This window comes from Bordetella genomosp. 7, assembly GCF_002261265.1.
In the GTDB taxonomy this organism is placed as follows: Bacteria; Pseudomonadota; Gammaproteobacteria; order Burkholderiales; family Burkholderiaceae_B; genus Bordetella_A.
In genome coordinates this window covers 199729-217761 of record NZ_NEVK01000003.1, presented here as the reverse complement: position 1 = coordinate 217761, position 18033 = coordinate 199729, and the positions used below count along the sequence as shown (strand labels likewise).

Genomic DNA, 18033 nt, shown 5'->3' with positions numbered 1-18033 from the left:
CCAGGATCAGGAAAAGGAATGGGCAAAAGGCGGCGGCAGGCCCGCCAGCCGCTCGGCCGCCGCGGCGCGCAGCCGCAGCAGGGGTTCGATATAGGACGCCGGCTCGGCGGGTGCAAGAAACGGCATGGTGCTGACGCTGACGCCAGCCACGGCGCGGCCGGCCGCATCGCATAGCGCCACCCCGTAGCAGACAATGCCGGGTTCGTTTTCTTCATTATCGATCGCATAGCCCTGCCGGCGCACCTGGGCCAGTTCCGTTTGCAACGCCTGCGCGGTCACCAGGGTGGCCGGCGTCAGCCGGGGCAGCGGCAGGCGCGCCAGCCGCTCGTCCAGCGCGGGCGGTTCGAGCGTGGCCAGGCAAGCCTTGCCGACTGCGCTGCTGTGCAGCGGCAACTGCCCGCCTATGCGAGACGCCATGCGCACCGCGCCGGGGCCATCCAGCTTTTCGACATAAACCATCGCGTCGCCCAACGGCACCGCCAAGTGCACAGTCTGGCCGGTGATGTCGCGCAGGGCCTGGAGATCGGGCGCCAGCGCCTCGCGCAGATCGAAGCGCGACCAGCTGCGGCTGGCCAGGCTGAACAGCCGCGCACCCAGCACATAGGTACCGTCGGGCCGCGCCGCGACCAGGCCATGTTCCGCCAGACCGGCCACGATGCGATACACGGTGGGGCGCGGATACCCGCAATGCGCCGACAGCTCGGCCACGCCGGGCGGCTGCGCAGCGTCGGCCACCTGCTGCAGCACGCGCATGAACTTGCCGAACGCCGCAGTGCCGGCAACGGCGGGCGCGCCGGGCACGGGCATTGCGAAAGAAGATAAAAGTGGTTTGTCCATAATGCGGACATTCAATTCATAATGCAGACATTATCCCTGCCCAGCCATACACTGTCGAGCCAGGGCGGTGACTTTCTAAGATCTTCGGATACTGGTTAAATATACAGATATGGTCGGCGATATTCTGTCGCCTTCGGGAACCTCCATCTGCCCGCCCCACGCAACGCCCTCTGTCATGAATCCGCACATTCGCATCGTTGGCGCACGCCAGAACAATCTCAAGAACCTGGACCTCACTCTCGCCACCGGCGAACTGGTGGTCATCACGGGCGTGTCAGGGTCGGGCAAGAGCTCGCTGGCCTTCGACACGCTGTACGCCGAAGGCCAGCGTCGCTATGTCGAGACCTTTTCGCCGTATGCGCGCCAGTTCCTGGACCGCATGGACAAGCCGCAGGTCGATCGCATCGAAGGCATTCTGCCGGCCATCGCCATCGACCAGACCAATCCGGTGCGCAGTTCGCGCAGCACGGTCGGCACCATGACCGAACTGAACGATCACCTGAAGCTCTTGTTCGCGCGCGGGGCCAGGCTGTATTGCCGCGGCTGCGGCAAGCTGGTGCGGCGCGACACCCCGGAATCGATTGCGGCGTCGCTCGCGCAACGCGCGCCGGCGGCGGGCGATCCCCGCCTTGTCATTACGTTTCCCATTGCCGTGCCCGCCAACTTCACCGAAGACGAAGTGCGAAGCTTTCTGGAGCAGCAAGGCTATACGCGCGTGCACCGCGAAGAGACCGCCACGGTCCGCCAGCCCGCGGCAGCGGCCGGAAAAGGCAAGGGCAAGGCCCGCGCCAAGGCGGCCAGGCCGTCGCCCGCGGACAGCGAACGCCGCATCCTGCATGTCGTGCAAGACCGTTTCCGCCATTCGGGCAGCGAAACCGAACGCGTGATGGAAGCCCTGGACACCGCTTTGCGCATGGGCGGCGGGCACCTGGCGGTGCACGCGCTGGATGACGACGGCGGCGACGCCCATGTGTGGAAATACAGCGACCGGCTGCACTGCGCCGATTGCGATATCGAATATACCGACCCCCTGCCCAGCAGCTTTTCCTTTAATTCGCCGCTGGGCGCATGCGAAACCTGCCGCGGCTTCGGGCGCGTGATCGGCATCGACTACGGCCTGGTCATTCCAGACGAAAACAAGACACTGCGCGAAGGCGCGATCAAGCCCTGGCAGACCCCGTCGTACAAAGAATGCCAGGACGACATGGCCAAATACGCGCCGCGCGCCGGCGTGCCCATGGGGGTGCCCTGGAAATCGCTGACCGACGAGCAACGGCATTGGGTGCTGCATGGCGATCCCGACTGGAAGGGGGGCAACCAGGCCTGGAAAACTCAATGGTATGGCGTGAATCGCTTCTTCGCCTGGCTGGAAAGCCGCGCGTACAAGATGCATGTGCGCGTGCTGCTGTCCAAGTACCGCAGCTACACGCCCTGCCCCACTTGCCGCGGCGCGCGGCTCAAGCCCGATGCGCTGTTGTGGCGGTTGGGCGACGCGCCCGACACAACGCCTGCCGAGGACAACCGCTACCCCCGCTTCATGCCCGTGGGGGCCAGCTGGAGCCGCGCGCAACTGGATGCGCTTGCGGGCGTGTCGATCCACGACATCATGCTGCTGCCCATCGAACGCGTGCGCGCGTTCTTCGACACATTGTCGTTCAGCGGAGCGCTGGACGCGGCCACCGACCTGCTGCTGACTGAAGTGCGCGCGCGCCTGAAATTCCTGTGCGACGTGGGGCTGGGATACCTGACGCTGGACCGCCAGAGCCGCACCCTGTCGGGCGGCGAAGTGCAGCGTATCAACCTGACCACCGCGCTGGGCACGTCGCTCGTGAACACGCTGTTCGTACTGGACGAACCGTCCATCGGCCTGCACCCTCGCGACATGCACCGGGTGGTGGAAGTGATGCACCGCCTGCGCAACGCGGGCAACACGCTGGTGGTGGTCGAACATGACCCGCAGGTCATGGTGGCCGCCGACCGCATCATCGACATCGGCCCTGGGCCGGGCGAGCGCGGCGGCCAGATCGTGTTCGACGGCACGCCGACGCAATTGCGCGCCAGCAATACGCTCACCGGCAACTATCTGGGCGGCCGCCAGCGCGTCGAGGCGCCGCGCCCCATGCCCGTGGAACCCGGCACGCCCCGGCTGCTGCTCGAAGGCGTCAGCGCGCACAACCTGCGCAACGTGTCGGTGGAAATCCCCCTGGGTCGCCTGGTGTGCGTCACGGGGGTGTCGGGGTCCGGCAAATCGACGCTGGTGCAGGACGTGCTGTACCCGGCGCTGCTCAAGCACCAGGGCAAGCCATCCGAAGCGCCGGGGTCCTTCGATCGGCTGCTGGGCGCCGAACAGATCGCCGACGTGGTCATGGTGGACCAGACGCCCATCGGCAAGACGGCGCGGTCCAACCCTGCCAGCTATGTGGGCGCCTTCGACGCGATCCGCAAGCTGTTCGCACAGGCGCCGCTGGCCAAGGAGCGCGGCTATACGGCGGGCACGTTCAGCTTCAACAGCGGCGACGGCCGTTGCCCCACCTGCGGCGGCACCGGATTCGAACATGTCGAGATGCAGTTTCTGTCCGACGTGTACCTGCGCTGCCCGGACTGCGACGGCCGCCGCTTCCGGCCCGAAGTGCTGGAGGTGCGCGTCGAACACCTGGGCAAGAACGCATCGATAGACCAGGTGCTCGACATGACGGTCAGCGAGGCCCTGGATTTTTTCAGGGGCCTGCGCGATGTGCAGACCGGCCTGGCGCCGCTGGCCGACGTGGGCCTGGAATATGTGCGGCTGGGCCAGCCCGTGCCCACGCTGTCGGGCGGCGAAGCCCAGCGCCTGAAACTGGCCGGACACCTGGCCGAAGCCGCCCGCAGCGGCATTTCTGCCGCGCGCGTGGCCAAGAAGGGCAGCCTGTTCCTGTTCGACGAGCCCACCACCGGGCTGCATTTCGATGATGTCGCGCGGCTGATGCGCGCCTTCCGCAAGCTGCTGGCGGCCGGCCATACCTTGCTGGTCATCGAGCACAACCTCGATGTGATCCGGGCGGCCGACTGGCTGATCGACCTGGGCCCCGAAGGCGGCGATGCGGGAGGCCTGCTGATCGGCGTGGGCACGCCGCAAGACCTGATGGACAACCCGCGCTCGCACACCGGCGCCGCCCTGCGCGACTACGAAGTCAGCGTGCTGCCGGGGGACGTGATCGTCGACAGCGATGTCGATGCGCAGATCACGCAGCAGGCCGGCCTGGTGCCGGTGCTGGCCGAGCCAGCGACCGCCTATGCCGACGCCGCCGGCACGCCGCTGCAATCAGTAATGCGCCGCCGCAGGCAGGCACAGGCCATCGAGATCCGCAACGCGCGCGAGCACAACCTGAAAAACGTCAGCGTCGAGATCCCGCACGACAAGTTCACCGTGATCACCGGCGTGTCGGGCTCGGGCAAGTCGACCCTGGCCTTCGACATCCTGTTCAACGAAGGGCAGCGGCGCTACCTGGAATCGCTCAACGCCTACGCGCGCGCCATCGTCCAGCCGGCCGGCAAGCCGGACGTGGACGCGATTTTCGGCATTCCTCCCACGGTTGCCATCGAGCAGCGCACCAGCCGCGGCGGGCGCAAGTCGACGGTGGCCACGATGACCGAGATCCACCATTTCCTGCGGCTGCTGTATATGAAGCTGGGCACGCAGCACTGCCCCGATTGCAATGTGCCGGTGGAACCGCAGAACGCCGACCAGATCGTGGCGCGCCTGCTGCGCGAGCACAAGGGCCAGCATATCGGCCTGCTGGCGCCCCTGGTCACCGCGCGCAAGGGTTATTACACCGACCTTGCCAAATGGGCGGGCGCCAAGGGCTACACCCATCTGCGGGTAGACGGGGCGTTTATACCGGTAAGCCCCTGGCCGCGCCTGGACCGCTACAAAGAACACACCATCGAACTGCCGGTGGCCGATCTGGTAGTGGACCCCGACAACGAAGCCGGGCTGCGCCAGGCCGTCAGGACGGCGCTGGAGCACGGACAGGGCGTCATGAGCACCGTATGGCCGGTCAACCGCCTGCACGAAGCGCTGGACAGCGAATTGCAGCAGCAGCACTTCTCGGTAAAGCGTGCCTGCCCTTCTTGCGGAACCAGCTTTCCCGAACCCGACCCGCGCCTGTTTTCGTACAACTCCAAGCATGGCTGGTGCCCGGGATGCTACGGCACCGGCGTGCAGCTGGAAGACTTCGACGCCGAACAGACCGGCGAAGAAAGCGCGTGGAACACCAACTACGAAGGCGAGGCAGTCGCGTGCTCGGTGTGCCACGGGCAACGCCTGAACCGCGTGGCGCTTGCCGTGCGCTGGCGCGACCGGTCTATTGCCGAGCTGGCCGCCCTGCCGGTGTCGGACGCCCACACCTTCTTTACGGGCCTGGTGGCGCGCGGCCGCGAGGCCGAGATCGCTCGCGACATTCTTGCCGAGATCCGGGGGCGCCTGAACTTCATGAAAGAAGTGGGCCTGGACTACCTGGCGCTGGACCGCGCCGCGCCCACCCTGTCGGGCGGCGAAGCCCAGCGCATCCGCCTGGCCGCGCAGCTGGGCTCGAACCTGCAGGGCGTGTGCTATGTGCTGGACGAGCCCACCATCGGCCTGCACCCGCGCGACAACCGCATCCTGCTGGACGCGCTGGCCCGCCTGGAAGGCAACGGCAATACGCTGGTGGTGGTGGAACACGATGACGACACCATCCGCCGTGCTTCCCACATTATCGATATCGGCCCGGGCGCCGGCGTGCGCGGCGGCCGCGTCGTCGCGCAAGGCACCGTGCAAGACCTGGTGGCGTCGCCGGACTCGGTCACCGGCCGCTACCTGGCCAAGCCGCTGGCGCACCCGCTGCATGGCCGCCGCGCTGTCACGGACGACACGCCGATGATCCAGATCCGCGGCGCGCAGTTGCACAACCTGCGCCAGGTCGACGCGCGCATTCCGGTGGGTCGACTGAGCGTGGTCACGGGCGTCTCGGGTTCGGGCAAGTCCACCCTGGCGCGCGAAGTATTGCTCGACAACCTGCTGCAGGCCGTATCGCAAGGCAAGGCGCCGCGCTGGCATGGCTGCGAACAGATCACCGGCTGGGAAGCCATCGACCGGGTGCTGGAAGTGGACCAGACGCCCATCGGCAAGACGCCGCGTTCGTGCCCGGCCACGTACATCGGATTCTGGGACGACGTGCGCCGCCAATTCGCCGACACCCGCGAAGCCCGCATGCGCGGCTGGAGCGCGGCGCGCTTTTCGTTCAATACCGGCGATGGCCGCTGCCCGGTCTGCGAAGGCCAGGGCATGCGCACCATCGAGATGAACTTCCTGCCCGACGTCAAAGTGCCGTGCGACGCCTGCAATGGGGCCCGCTTCAATGGCGACACGTTGTCGGTGCAGTTGCGCGGCAAGAATGCCGGCGAATTGCTGAGCATGGAAGTCGACGACGCGCTGGCCTATTTCACGGCGCATCCCAAGATCCATCGCCCGCTGCAGCTCATGCACGACGTGGGGTTGGGCTATCTGACGCTGGGTCAGCCATCGCCCACGCTGTCGGGCGGCGAGGCGCAGCGCATCAAGCTGGTGACCGAGCTGTCCAAGGCGCGCCTGACCGAGGGGGTCATCACCACCGGGCGCGCATCGCGGATTCCGCATACGCTGTATGTGCTGGACGAACCGACGGTGGGCCTGTCGATGGCGGACGTAGAAAAACTGATCCACGTCCTGCATCGGCTGGTGGCGGCCGGCAATACGGTTGTGGTGATCGAACACAATCTCGACGTAATCGCCGAAGCCGACTGGCTGCTGGACCTGGGCCCCGAAGGCGGCACCGGAGGCGGCCGGCTGGTCGCCGAAGGCACGCCGGAACAGGTCATGGCATTGCACGACAGTTCGCACACGGGCCGGGTGCTGGCGGAGTTCCTGGCGCAGCAAGACCGGCCGCTGGCGCAGGCAGGCTGAGGTAAGCTCGCGTTGCGCCGGGCAAGCCGGCGCGGCGAGAGCTTCTTCATCACCACGACTGATATCCATGCAATGCCGTTTTGAAGACCGGCTGGCCGGACGCGCGCTGGGCCTGTACGACCCGGTGCAGCGCATCGAGGCCGCCCAAGCCAGCCAGCTGCCGCAGGCCTGGGAAGCCATCGAGGCCGCGCGCCGCGCCGGGCACTGGGTGGCCCTGCTGCTGGATTACGAATTGGGCGAGTGGCTGGCCCCGGAAACCACCCTGGCTCCGCCCGACGGCCCCATTCCCGCCGACCGGCGGGCCGACGCGCCGCGACTGGCCGCGCTGGTGTTCCGCCGCATGTGCATCGAGCGGCCATGGAGCGGCTCGGACGCCATGCACGCGGCCGGGATCGAATCGGTGAGCCATCGCCTGGCGCAAGCTGACTATCTGCGGCACATCGAACATATCCGCACGCTGATCGAGGCCGGCGAGCTGTACCAGATGAACTACACGCAGCCGCTGGACGTGCGTGTGCAGGGAAGCCCGCGCCTGCTGTACGAGCGCATTGCGACCGCGCAGCCCGTGGCGCATGCGGCCTACATCGAAGACGCGCACCGCACGGTGCTGTCATTTTCTCCCGAACTCTTCGTGCGGCGCGACGGCGCGCGCCTGACGACGCGGCCCATGAAGGGCACCGCGCCGCGTCATCCCGACCCGGCAGAAGACCTGCGTCTGGGCAACGAGCTGCTGGCCAGCGCAAAGAATCGCGCAGAAAATCTGATGATCGTGGACCTGTTGCGCAATGACCTGGGCCGCCTGGCCGAGCCCGGGTCCGTGCAGGTGCCGTCGCTGTTCTCGCTGGAACGCTACCCCACCGTATGGACCATGACCTCTACGGTGACCGCCCTGGCGCCGCGCGCCACGCTGGCGGACGTGGCGCAGGCCCTGTTTCCGTGCGGGTCGGTTACCGGGGCGCCCAAGGTCGCCGCCATGCGCCGCATCCGGCAACTGGAAATCGCCCCGCGCGGGCTGTATTGCGGCGCAATCGGGTGGCTGGCGCCGGATGGCGATTTTTCGTTGAACGTGGCGATACGTACGCTGGTGCTGGATAAACGCGGCCACGGGATCTACAGTGTGGGCGGAGGCATCGTGCACGACTCCGACCCAGGACAGGAATGGCAGGAATGCCTGTGGAAGGCCCGCATCCTGCAGCACGCCATGCAACGGCAGCACTGACCCCGGACTGATCTTCGCGACCGCGCCCATGACGCCCGAACTTATTGAAACCGTGCTGGCCGACGCCAATGGCGAGATCGCTTTGCTGGCAGGCCACTTGCAGCGCCTGGGAGCCAGCTGCGAGGCTCTCGGCTATCCGTACGATGCGCAGGCCATCGAGCGCGACCTGCGCATCGCCGCCGTGTCGCTGGCCACGCCGGGCCCGCACCGGCTGCGCCTGCTGCTGGACCGCCACGGCCATCGCCACATCCAGACCGCCCCGTTGCCGGTGCTGCCTGCCGGTCAGCTTGTCATGCTGTCCGATCAGGTGCTGGACGCCGACGAACCGCTGCTGCGCTACAAAACGACGCACCGCCCGTGGTACGCCGATGCCGCCGCCTGGCTGGCCCGGCATCCCGCCGTATTCGACCTGTTGTTCCTGAACCAGCGCGGCGAACTCTGCGAAGGCAGCCGCACCAATGTGTACCTGCTGCTGGACGGCGCCTGGTACACGCCGCCGGTTTCCAGCGGCTGCCTGCCCGGCGTACAGCGCGCCCGTTTGCTGGAAACCGCAGACGTGCGCGAACGCGTGCTCACGCTGGAAGACCTGCACGCCGCGCAGGGCATGCGCCTGTCCAACGCCCTGCGCGGCTGGTTCGACGTCAGCCTGCACAGCGCCTGACGCTTCGCGGTGGGTGTCTGACACCCTTCGGGAGTCAGACACCTGATGCGATAACGAGCGGGCACGTAACGGTAGGGATGCGTCGGCCCCGTCGCCGCCACAGGTGTCTGACTCCCGGAGGGTGTCTGACCCAGATGCGATAGCGAGCGGGCGCGTAGCGGTAGGGATGCGTCGGCCCCGTCGCCGCCACAGGTGTCTGACACCCTTCGGGAGTCAGACACCAGATGCGGTAATGCGCGGTGGGTGTCTGATACCCGATGCGCCCGCGATGTATCCCTGACCCTGCGTCAGGCTACGCGGCGCCGACCGTCAGGCCGCCGCATACGTAAAGCGTCTGGCCGGTGATGAAACCGGCGCGTGCGTCGAGCAGCATGGCCACGGCATGGGCGACGTCGGCGGGGTGGCCGATGCGGCCGGCCGGTATCGACGCCGCCAGTTCGCGCGTGCGCGGATGATCCGGGGGGTTGGACTGGTTGAATAATTCGGTGGCCACCGGCCCCGGCGCTACGGCATTGACCGTAATGCTCGAGGCCGCCAGTTCCAGCGCCCAGGTGCGAGTCATGCCGACCAGGCCCGCCTTGCTCGCCCCATAGGCCGTGCGGCCGGGCTTGCCCAGCGCGGCCCGGCTGCCCACATTGACCACGCGTCCGTATCCCTTGCTGCGCATGGCCGGCAGCAAGCCCTGCAGCAACAGCAAGGGCGCCATCAGGTTGACCGCCAGCGTATCGCGCATGGCCTGTTCGGACACTTGTTCGATGTCGGCCACCTGGATCATGCCGGCGTTGTTCACCAAGTGCAGCACCTGCCGTTCGGCGGCCAGGTCGGCCACGGCCCGGCTGGTCTGCGCGGAATCGGATAGATCCACCGAGACGAAGGTTTCGCCCGGCAGCAGCTCGGCTGGCGCGCCCCGGCTGAAATTCACCACCTGGTAGCCGTCTTCGAGCATGCGCGCGGCGATTGCCCGGCCGATGCCGCGGCTGGCGCCGGTTATCAGTACAGTTGCGTCGCTCATCGGGTAACGATGCTCCCCTGCCTGATCGAGCCGCGCCATGTGCCCGCGCCTGCGCGGGTCATGGGCAGCGAGTGGACGCTTGGCGTTGCCGTTGTCTTGGCCATAGGTTTTTCATACAGTACCTGAATACGTACTTTGGCCATATAACCACAACAATGTCCGCATCCACAATACCTGCCCCCGCGCACGGGTTTGCCGCTCGCCTGGCCGGGCTGGCGCGGCGCAGCCCCGACGCTGTGGCGTTGTACGACCGGGACCGCCCGCTGCGCTTCGCCGCGCTGTCGGCCGCCGTGGATCGGATGGCCGCAGGCCTGGCGCTGGCAGGCGTGCGGCCCGGCAGCCGCGTCGCCTTGTGGCTGCCCAATTGCGCCGAATGGGTGGTGGCATTCCTGGCGTGCGCGCGGCTGGGTGCGCTGGTGCTGGCCGTGAACACACGGTTTCGCGCAACCGAGGTGGGCGACATTCTGGGGCGCGGCCGTGCGCAGTGGCTGGTGTACTGGCCCGGATTCAAGGGCATTGACTTCAATGCCATACTCGATGACGTGCCTGCCGAGGCCCTGCACGCGCTGCAAGGCGTCGTGGCGCTCGACGAAGGCGCCATATTGCCGCACGCCGTGCGCGGACGGCCGGCACTGCGCTGGAACGAGCTTGCGCATACCGCGGCCGCCCCGCCGCCGGCCGTCGATGACGACGCCGGCGTGCTGTGCTTCACCACATCGGGCACGACCTCTCTTCCCAAGTTCGTGCTGCATGACCAGCGCACATTGCTGCGCCATGGCGACGCCGTTGCCCTCGCCCACGGCTACGACGACAGCGCATGCGTGCTGGCCGCAGCGCCCTTTTGCGGCGCATTCGGCTTCGCCATGTTCGTGGCGGCGCTGGCGCGGGGCGTGCCCGTGGTGTGCGACCCGGTATACGACACCGCACGCACCGTGCGCGCCATACGTGAGCATCGCATTACCCACGTGTACGCCAACAACGAGGCGCTGGTACAGCTGTTCCTCGCAGGCGGGCCGGGCGACTTTGCCACGCTGCGGCAGGTAGGTTTCGCCAGTTTCGCGCCGCAGGCCGCCAACCTGCTGCAGCTGGCCGAAGAATACGGCGTGCCGATCACAGGCCTGTACGGGTCCAGTGAACTCAACGCGCTGGCAGCCGCGCAGCCCCTGGACGCGTCGCAGGGCGATATGTCCGTACGCCATCTGCCCGGCGGCACGCTGGCCTATTCCGACGCGCGCGTGCGCGCCTGCCACCCGGGCAGCAGCGAGCCGCTGCCCCATGGCGTGTCTGGCGAACTACAGATCCGCTCGCCCGGCCTCATGCGCGGCTATCTGGACGACCCCCAGGCCACGGCGGCGGCACTGACCGACGACGGCTACTTCAAGACGGGCGACCTGGGATACACGCTGAGCCCGCGGCAGTTTGTGTTCCAGGCCCGCCTGGGCGATTCGCTGCGGCTGGCGGGCTTCCTGGTGAACCCGGCGGAAATCGAACAGGTCGTCGAGGGCCAGGCCGGCGTGCAAGCCTGCCAGGTGGTGGGCGTGACGCAACACGGCAAGACTGTGCCGTACGCATTCGTATTGTTGCGCGACGGCGCGCAAGCCGATGTGCCCGCCTGGCAGGCCGCCTGCCGCCGCGCGCTGGCGGGCTTCAAGGTGCCGGCCGGCTTTCATGTGCTGCCCGCGTTTCCGGTAGTGGAAAGCGCCAACTCGGCCAAGATACAGAAAAACAAACTGCGCGAGATGGCATCACGGTTGCTTGCCGAGGCGGACCCTGCCGGCTGACCGTGCCCCCTGCCCGGCCTCGGCGCGCGCCCCGGTCGGGCGCTCGCGCCGATCAGGCGGGCCGGGCCAGCGCCAGCCGCACGGCCTCGTTGGCCACGGCCAGGCCCATGGCCGCCGTCACCATGACCACCGACCCATACCCGGCGCAAGACAGCCCCTGCGGCGCGGCCGGCTGCGCCACCGGACCCAGGTCATCGCCCGCCTCGTCCGGGCGCGCCCACGCGGCGGGCAGAATGGCGGGCTGGTCGAACCACAGCGCGCGCACACCCATGCGGGGCACCCGCTTCAGCGGTTTGCCGCGCGCGTCGCTGGCTTTCGGGAACCCATGCTGGCGGCGTAGCATATTGCGCAGCTTGGCCAGCAACGCGTCGTTTACCGCCTGCGATAAATCTCCCGCGCGCAACGCCAGCGGATCGGTCTTGCCGCCCGCGCCCCCGCACAGCAACAGCGGTACGCCGCGGCGGCGGGCATGCAGCACCATGGCGATCTTGGCAGCCGCCTGGTCGGTGCAATCGGCAAGCGCGGTGTAATAGCCCGGCAGCACCTGCTCGATATTGGCCGGCTCGACGAAATCGTCGACACAGGTCAGCACACAATCGGGGTTGATGGCATGGATGCGCTGCGCCATGGCTTCGACTTTGGACTGCCCGAGGGTGGACGTCAGCGCGTGTACCTGCCGGTTGACGTTCGATTCGGCGATATGGTCCAGGTCGACCAGCGTCAGGGCGCCCACGCCGCACCGTGCCAAAGCCTCGGCGGCCCAGGAACCCACGCCACCCAGCCCTGCCACCGCCACATGCGCGTCGCGCAGGCGCGCCGGGGCGTCCGGGCCATAAAGCCGGGCCAGCCCCCCAAAGCGGCGATCGGCGTCGACCTCGCATGCAGAGTCGGAGGCGGTAAACGAGGTAGCGGGCGGCGCGTGGGCAGTCATGCCCGGTATTTTCCCACGCGCGCGGCGCAAGCTGGCGCCGGCCTCGTTGCGGAAAGGCGACATGTCAATTATTGATGCAACATGTTTTATGCCTGATCTTTCGCGCAACATACGCATTCTGGCCCGCAAGTTCGCGCACTTGCGTATAAATCGCCTCCAATCGGCAATCCGGACCCGGCCAGGACAGCTGCGCGCCGCAAAGACGGGCGGCTCGACACTGCTGCAAGTTAGGCACAGAATGGCTGTAGTTAACGCCGTGTCCGCTACCTCGTCTTCCCCCTCGCCCCCCTCTTCCGCGACGGAATTCCCCGCCGCGGGCATGTTGTGCGTGGTCGCGATGCTGAACCACATCGCGCTGACCGGCGGGCGGATCACGGTGTCCCTTACTGCGCTGCAATTGGGCCTGTCGACCTTCATGGTGGGCGCGCTGGTCGCGGTGTTTGCCTTCATTCCGATGCTGATGTCGGTGCGCGCCGGCCAGTGGATCGACCAGGTGGGCGTGCGCCGGCCCGTGGTGCTCGGCAATGCCCTGGTGGTGACAGGCACCGCGCTGCCGTTTGCATTTCATACGCAATGGGCGTTGATGCTGGCGGCATGCGGCATTGGCGTGGGCTTCATGCTGCACCAGGTAGCCACCCAGGATCTGCTGGGTCATGCCGAACCGCAGCGTCGGCTGCGCAATTTCTCATGGTTGTCGCTGGCGCTGGCCTGCTCCGGCTTCAGCGGCCCCTTGCTGGCCGGCCTGGCCATCGACCACCTGGGCTCGCGCCCGGCGTTCGGCTTGCTTGCCCTGGCTCCGCTGATTGCCCTGGCCGGCGTGCGGCGGCTCTTGCCCGCCCTGCGCGCCATGGACCAGACCATGGCGCCTCCTGCGCGCCCGGTGCAGCGCCGGCCGGTCATTGAGTTGCTCAAGGTGCCGCCCCTGCGGCGCATCATGGTGGTCAACACCATATTTTCCGGCGCCTGGGATACCCATTTGTTTGTGGTGCCGCTGTACGGCGTGGCCGTCGGCCTGTCGGCCACCACTATCGGCGCCATTCTGGCATCGTTTGCGGTGGGAACTTTCGTTATCCGCCTGCTTCTGCCCTTTATCCAGCACCGCGTGCGGGCCTGGTCGCTGGTGCGCGGGGGCATGGCGGTGACGGCGGTAAATTTCTGCATTTACCCGCTTTTCGCCGATGTAGCCATCCTGGTAACGCTATCTTTTATACTGGGGCTGGCGCTGGGCAGCAGCCAGCCGAGTATGTTGTCGCTGCTGCACCAATACACGCCGCCCGGCCGCGCCGCCGAAGCGGTGGGCCTGCGCATGGCGTTCATCAACGCCTCGCAGGTTTCGCTGCCGCTGGCCTTTGGCGCGCTGGGCGCGGTCATTGGCATCGCGCCGTTGTTCTGGGCCTATGCCCTGGCGCTCAGCGCCGGCGGCTGGGCCAATCGCCATCCTCCCCAAGACGCCGAGGCCGCCCCGCCGTGAACCCGCAGTATCCCGCCCCATCCGCCTTGCCCTTCCGGCTCTGGACGCCCGAAGAACGGCGCGCATCGCTTGACGACGCGCTCAGGCATTGGCGCGAAGGCGAAGACGTATGGGTGTACGGCTACGGCTCGCTGGTCTGGCGGCCGGATTTCGCCTTCGAAGAGCGTCGCCTGGCCACCCTGCGCGGCCACCACCGCGCGCTGTGCCTGTGGTCGCGCGTCAACCGCGGCACGCCGGAATGCCCCGGCCTGGTGTTCGGCCTGGACCGGGGCGGCTCGTGCCGCGGCGTGGCGTACCGTCTGGCGGGCCGATCGGTGCCCGATTACTTCCCGTCGCTATGGGACCGCGAAATGTCCACGGGCGCATATCTGCCGCGCTGGATCAATTGCGACACCACTCACGGGCCGGTGCGCGCCCTGGTATTCGTGATGAATCGCGACAACCCGGCCTATATCCGCGCCCTGCCCGAGCCCGAACTGCTGGCCATTGTGCGGCGCGCCTCGGGTCGCTACGGACGCTGTACCGAATACGTTGTGCAGACCGCGCAGGCGCTGCGCGCGGCCGGCATCCGCGACGCCCGCCTCGAGCGCATTGCCAGCCTGCTCGAAGCCGACCCGGACACACTGCCCGAAAGCTGAATGCACAGCCGCCGCGCCGGCGCGCGGGCCCGCGGGCGATGGCGGTAAACTGTCAGATTCCCTTCGCTTACACAATCTGCGCTCTCATGTCTGTTTCCGATTTGCGCCAAGACTACGCAAGAAGCGTTCTGCTCGAAGAGGCGGCCGCGCCCTCGCCGTTCGAGCAATTCAACCTGTGGTTCGCCGAAGCGCTGGACGCCAAGGTGCCCGAGCCCAACGCCATGACGCTGGCCACGGTGGACGCCGCCGGCCAGCCGTCGGCGCGCATCGTGCTGGTCAAGGGCTACGACGAGCGCGGCTTTGCCTTCTTTACCAACTACGAATCGCGCAAGGGCGCCGACCTGCTGGCCAATCCGCGCGCCGCGCTGCTGTTTTTCTGGCAGCCGCTGGAACGGCAGGTACGCATCGAAGGCCGCGTCGAGCGCGTGGCGCCCGAAGAATCCGACGCCTATTATCAAAGCCGGCCGCTCGGCTCGCGCCTGGGCGCATGGGCGTCGCAACAAAGCCAGCCCATCACCCGCACCGAACTCGAAGCCCGCGAGCAGGCCGCGCGCGATCGCTACGGCGACCAGCCGCCGCGGCCGCCGTACTGGGGCGGTTACCGCCTGGCGCCCACCGTATTCGAATTCTGGCAGGGGCGCCCGTCGCGACTGCATGATCGCCTGCGTTACCGGCGCGGCGACGACGGCGGCTGGATCATCGACCGCCTGTCACCCTGACGCGCGATCGCCGCCGCCTGCATGTCCGACTTCCCGCCTGAATTCGACTCGCGTTATTTCCGTACCGCGCTCGGACGTTTCGCCACCGGTGTCACGGTGGTGACCACGGCCGCGCCTGACGGCGCTCCTGTCGGCCTGACCGTCAGCTCGTTCAATTCGGTATCGCTCGAGCCTCCGCTGGTGTTGTGGAGCCTGTCGCTCAAGTCGGCCTCGCTCGAGATCTTCGAACATTGCGAGCGTTACGTGGTCAATGTGCTGTCGGCGGGCCAGGCAGGGCTGGCGCGGCGCTTTGCGCTGGGGCACACCCGCGAACGCTTCGACGGCCTGCCGCGCGCCTACGCGCCCGGCGGCACGCCCATGCTGGACGCCCCGTGCGCCGCGTGGTTCGAATGCCGCAATCGCAGCCGCTATGTCGAAGGCGACCACGTCATCATGGTGGGCCAGGTAGAGCGTTGCGGCCACAGCGCCGCGGCCCCGCTGGTGTTCCACGCCGGCGGCTTCGACCTGACGCCCGCCCACAAGCCAACCGAATGAACACCCCTGAAACATGAGCACTGACATCGACTGCATCGTCGTCGGGGCCGGCGTCGTCGGCCTGGCCGTGGCGCGCGCCCTGGCCCTGTCCGGCCGCGAAGTCCTGGTGGCCGAAGCCACCGAAGCCATAGGCACCGGCACCAGTTCGCGCAATTCCGAAGTCATACACGCCGGCATCTACTACCCGGCCGGCAGCCTCAAGGCAGAGCTTTGCGTGCGCGGCAAGCACTTGCTGTACGACTACTGCGCGGCCCGCGGCATTGCGCACCGGCGGCTGGGCAAGCTGATCGTGGCCGCCAGCCCGGACGAAGCGCTGATGCTCGACGACATCGCGGCGCGCGCCCGTGCCAATGGCGTCGATGACCTGCGTCGCCTGACAGGCGAACAGGCCCGCGAGCTGGAGCCGGCCCTGCAATGCACCGCCGCGCTGCTGTCGCCTTCGACGGGCATCGTCGACAGCCATGCGCTGATGCTGGCCTACCAGGGCGACGCCGAAAACGCCGGCGCGCAATGCGTATTTCACACGCCCATGCTCGCGGCCCGGGTGCGCCCCCAGGGCGGCTTTGACGTGCGCTTCGGCGGCGACGAAGCCATGAACCTGTCGTGCAATGTGTTGATCAACGCATCCGGCATCCATGCGCCGACACTGGCGCGCAGCATCGAAGGCCTGCCTGGCGACAGCATTCCCGGCGAATACCTGTGCAAGGGCAGCTACTTCACGCTGGCCGGCCGGGCGCCGTTCTCGCACCTGATCTATCCCGTGCCGCAACACGCCGGCCTGGGCGTGCACCTGACGCTGGACATGGGCGGACAGGCCAAGTTCGGGCCCGACACCGAATGGGTCCGGACCGAAGACTACACGCTGGACCCGACGCGGGCCGAGGTGTTTTATGATGCCGTGCGTACATACTGGCCCGGCCTGCCCGACGGCGCGCTGGCGCCCGGCTACACGGGCATCCGCCCCAAGATCTCCGGTCCGGGCGAACCTGCCGCCGACTTCGTCATTGCGGGCCCCGCCGCGCATGGCGTGCCGGGCCTGGTGAACCTGTTCGGAATCGAATCGCCCGGGCTGACGGCCAGCCTGGCCATTGCCGAAACCACCCTGGCGCGCCTGGCGTCCTGACGCGCCTGGCCGGCGGCCCACTATTTTGCCCATCATGCAGCAAAACGACTACATCCTGACCCTATCCTGCCCCGACCGTACCGGTATCGTGTACCGCGTGAGCGGCCTGCTCTTCGAGCTGGGCTGCAACATTCTCGATTCGCAGCAGTTCGGCGACGACGAAACCGGCCGGTTCTTCCTGCGCGTGCACTTCAACCTGCCCGGCTCGGCCGCCGAAAGCGACTTGCGCGCGCAATTCGCCGAGCTTGCCGGCGCCCACGGCATGGACTGGCAGATTCACGACGCGCGGCGCAAGGCGCGCCTGCTGATCATGGTCAGCAAGCAAGGCCATTGCCTGAACGACCTGCTGTTCCGCGTGCAGAGCGGCCAGCTGCGCGCCGAGATCGCCGCCATCGTCTCCAACCACAACGACTACGCGGGGCTGGCGGCGTCGTACGGGATCCCTTTCCATTACCTGCCAGTTACGCCCGACACCAAGGCCGAACAGGAAAAACAAGTGCTGGAACTGGTGGAAAGCCAGCAGATCGACCTGGTGGTGCTGGCGCGCTACATGCAGATCCTGTCGCCGGAAATGTGCCTGGCCCTGGCCGGCCGCGCCATCAACATCCACCACAGCTTCCTGCCCAGCTTCAAGGGCGCGCGTCCCTATCATCAGGCGCATGCGCGGGGCGTGAAGATCATCGGCGCCACGGCGCACTACGTGACGTCCGACCTGGACGAAGGCCCCATCATCGAGCAGGACATCGAGCGTGTGGATCACACGATGACGGCGCAAGACCTGACGCAAGTCGGCAGCGACGTAGAGTCGCTGGTGCTGGCGCGCGCCGTGCGCAGCCATGTCGAGCACCGCATTCTGCTGAACCGCAACAAGACGGTGGTGTTCCGCTAGGCCCGCGGCATGACAGGGCGTGCCGCGCCGCGCCGCTCATACCAGCAGATATATCGTCACCGCCACGCAGGCGGCCGTAACCAGCAGCCAGATCCAGGGCCAGCCCTCGCCCTCGCCTTCGCGCGACGAAGCGGTGTCGATGGGCGCCGGAGTGACGCGCTCGGTCTCGAACGTGGTGTCGGTGCGGCGCTTCAGGGCGGGGTTCAGCGGCGCGGGCTCGGATGCGCCGGTTTGCGGGTCTTGGTTCATCGTGGAT

General features: G+C 67.5%; 14 protein-coding genes. 10 read left to right on the top strand and 4 right to left on the bottom strand.

The features are described from left to right. Nucleotides 1-6: 6 nt before the first annotated feature. Nucleotides 7-807, bottom strand: a complete 801-nt coding sequence (locus CAL19_RS03310; protein ID WP_094796021.1) for an IclR family transcriptional regulator — start codon at nt 805-807, stop codon at nt 7-9. Nucleotides 808-1012: 205 nt separating this feature from the next. On the opposite strand from CAL19_RS03310, the gene uvrA reads away from it, so the two are divergent. The 3 genes from uvrA (at nt 1013) to CAL19_RS03295 (ending at nt 8679) form a co-directional block, all read left to right on the top strand. Beyond that, a complete protein-coding gene (gene uvrA / locus CAL19_RS03305) occupies nt 1013-6799 on the top strand; it encodes an excinuclease ABC subunit UvrA (protein WP_094796020.1) in 5787 nt (1928 codons plus the stop codon). Between the two features lie 67 nt (nt 6800-6866). Continuing rightward, nucleotides 6867-8018 (top strand): aminodeoxychorismate synthase component I, encoded by a 1152-nt coding sequence (locus tag CAL19_RS03300; RefSeq protein WP_094796019.1) that lies wholly within the window; start codon nt 6867-6869, stop codon nt 8016-8018. A 28-nt stretch (nt 8019-8046) separates the two neighbouring features. Continuing rightward, nucleotides 8047-8679, top strand: a complete 633-nt coding sequence (locus CAL19_RS03295) for an aminotransferase class IV family protein (RefSeq protein WP_026640900.1) — start codon at nt 8047-8049, stop codon at nt 8677-8679. 292 nt (nt 8680-8971) lie between these two features. Here the strand turns inward: CAL19_RS03295 and CAL19_RS03290 are convergent, their stop codons facing one another. Further along, entirely contained in the window at nt 8972-9691 is a 720-nt protein-coding gene (locus CAL19_RS03290; protein ID WP_094796018.1) for an SDR family oxidoreductase, read from the bottom strand. 155 nt (nt 9692-9846) lie between these two features. On the opposite strand from CAL19_RS03290, the gene CAL19_RS03285 reads away from it, so the two are divergent. Further along, entirely contained in the window at nt 9847-11472 is a 1626-nt protein-coding gene (locus tag CAL19_RS03285) for an AMP-binding protein (protein WP_094796017.1), read from the top strand. Between the two features lie 52 nt (nt 11473-11524). Here CAL19_RS03285 and CAL19_RS03280 read toward each other — a convergent pair whose 3' ends face one another. Continuing rightward, on the bottom strand, nt 11525-12403 hold the full coding sequence (locus CAL19_RS03280) for a tRNA threonylcarbamoyladenosine dehydratase (RefSeq protein ID WP_094796387.1): 879 nt from the start codon (nt 12401-12403) through the stop codon (nt 11525-11527). A 256-nt stretch (nt 12404-12659) separates the two neighbouring features. Between CAL19_RS03280 and CAL19_RS03275 the strand changes: the two genes are divergently transcribed. The 6 genes from CAL19_RS03275 to purU all read left to right on the top strand — a co-directional run bounded on the left by CAL19_RS03275 (nt 12660) and on the right by purU (nt 17777). Then, a complete protein-coding gene (locus CAL19_RS03275) occupies nt 12660-13874 on the top strand; it encodes an MFS transporter (RefSeq protein WP_432759160.1) in 1215 nt (404 codons plus the stop codon). Continuing rightward, entirely contained in the window at nt 13871-14512 is a 642-nt protein-coding gene (locus CAL19_RS03270) for a gamma-glutamylcyclotransferase (protein ID WP_026640904.1), read from the top strand. Before CAL19_RS03275 ends, CAL19_RS03270 begins: the two co-directional genes overlap by 4 nt. A gap of 86 nt (nt 14513-14598) precedes the next feature. Further along, nucleotides 14599-15231: a pyridoxamine 5'-phosphate oxidase gene (gene pdxH / locus CAL19_RS03265; protein WP_026640905.1), complete on the top strand. Its 633-nt coding sequence runs from the start codon at nt 14599-14601 to the stop codon at nt 15229-15231. Between the two features lie 21 nt (nt 15232-15252). Next, nucleotides 15253-15765 (top strand): flavin reductase family protein, encoded by a 513-nt coding sequence (locus CAL19_RS03260; RefSeq protein ID WP_026640906.1) that lies wholly within the window; start codon nt 15253-15255, stop codon nt 15763-15765. A gap of 13 nt (nt 15766-15778) precedes the next feature. Then, entirely contained in the window at nt 15779-16888 is a 1110-nt protein-coding gene (locus CAL19_RS03255) for an NAD(P)/FAD-dependent oxidoreductase (protein ID WP_094796015.1), read from the top strand. Between the two features lie 34 nt (nt 16889-16922). Further along, the gene (purU, locus tag CAL19_RS03250) at nt 16923-17777 is read left to right on the top strand and encodes a formyltetrahydrofolate deformylase (RefSeq protein ID WP_026640908.1); all 855 of its coding nucleotides are present in this window, start codon (nt 16923-16925) and stop codon (nt 17775-17777) included. Between the two features lie 36 nt (nt 17778-17813). Here the strand turns inward: purU and CAL19_RS03245 are convergent, their stop codons facing one another. Next, nucleotides 17814-18026 (bottom strand): hypothetical protein, encoded by a 213-nt coding sequence (locus CAL19_RS03245; RefSeq protein WP_094796014.1) that lies wholly within the window; start codon nt 18024-18026, stop codon nt 17814-17816. Nucleotides 18027-18033 lie beyond the last annotated feature (7 nt).

Coding starts and splice junctions, on each gene's coding strand:
- uvrA (WP_094796020.1), top strand. CDS start 1,013: ATGAATCCGCACATTCGCATCGTTGGCGCACGCCAGAACAATCTCAAG.
- CAL19_RS03280 (WP_094796387.1), bottom strand. CDS start 12,403: ATGACTGCCCACGCGCCGCCCGCTACCTCGTTTACCGCCTCCGACTCT.
- CAL19_RS03310 (WP_094796021.1), bottom strand. CDS start 807: ATGCCCGTGCCCGGCGCGCCCGCCGTTGCCGGCACTGCGGCGTTCGGC.
- CAL19_RS03300 (WP_094796019.1), top strand. CDS start 6,867: ATGCAATGCCGTTTTGAAGACCGGCTGGCCGGACGCGCGCTGGGCCTG.
- pdxH (WP_026640905.1), top strand. CDS start 14,599: ATGTCTGTTTCCGATTTGCGCCAAGACTACGCAAGAAGCGTTCTGCTC.
- CAL19_RS03290 (WP_094796018.1), bottom strand. CDS start 9,691: ATGAGCGACGCAACTGTACTGATAACCGGCGCCAGCCGCGGCATCGGC.
- CAL19_RS03285 (WP_094796017.1), top strand. CDS start 9,847: ATGTCCGCATCCACAATACCTGCCCCCGCGCACGGGTTTGCCGCTCGC.
- CAL19_RS03245 (WP_094796014.1), bottom strand. CDS start 18,026: ATGAACCAAGACCCGCAAACCGGCGCATCCGAGCCCGCGCCGCTGAAC.
- CAL19_RS03255 (WP_094796015.1), top strand. CDS start 15,779: ATGAGCACTGACATCGACTGCATCGTCGTCGGGGCCGGCGTCGTCGGC.
- CAL19_RS03295 (WP_026640900.1), top strand. CDS start 8,047: ATGACGCCCGAACTTATTGAAACCGTGCTGGCCGACGCCAATGGCGAG.
- CAL19_RS03260 (WP_026640906.1), top strand. CDS start 15,253: ATGTCCGACTTCCCGCCTGAATTCGACTCGCGTTATTTCCGTACCGCG.
- purU (WP_026640908.1), top strand. CDS start 16,923: ATGCAGCAAAACGACTACATCCTGACCCTATCCTGCCCCGACCGTACC.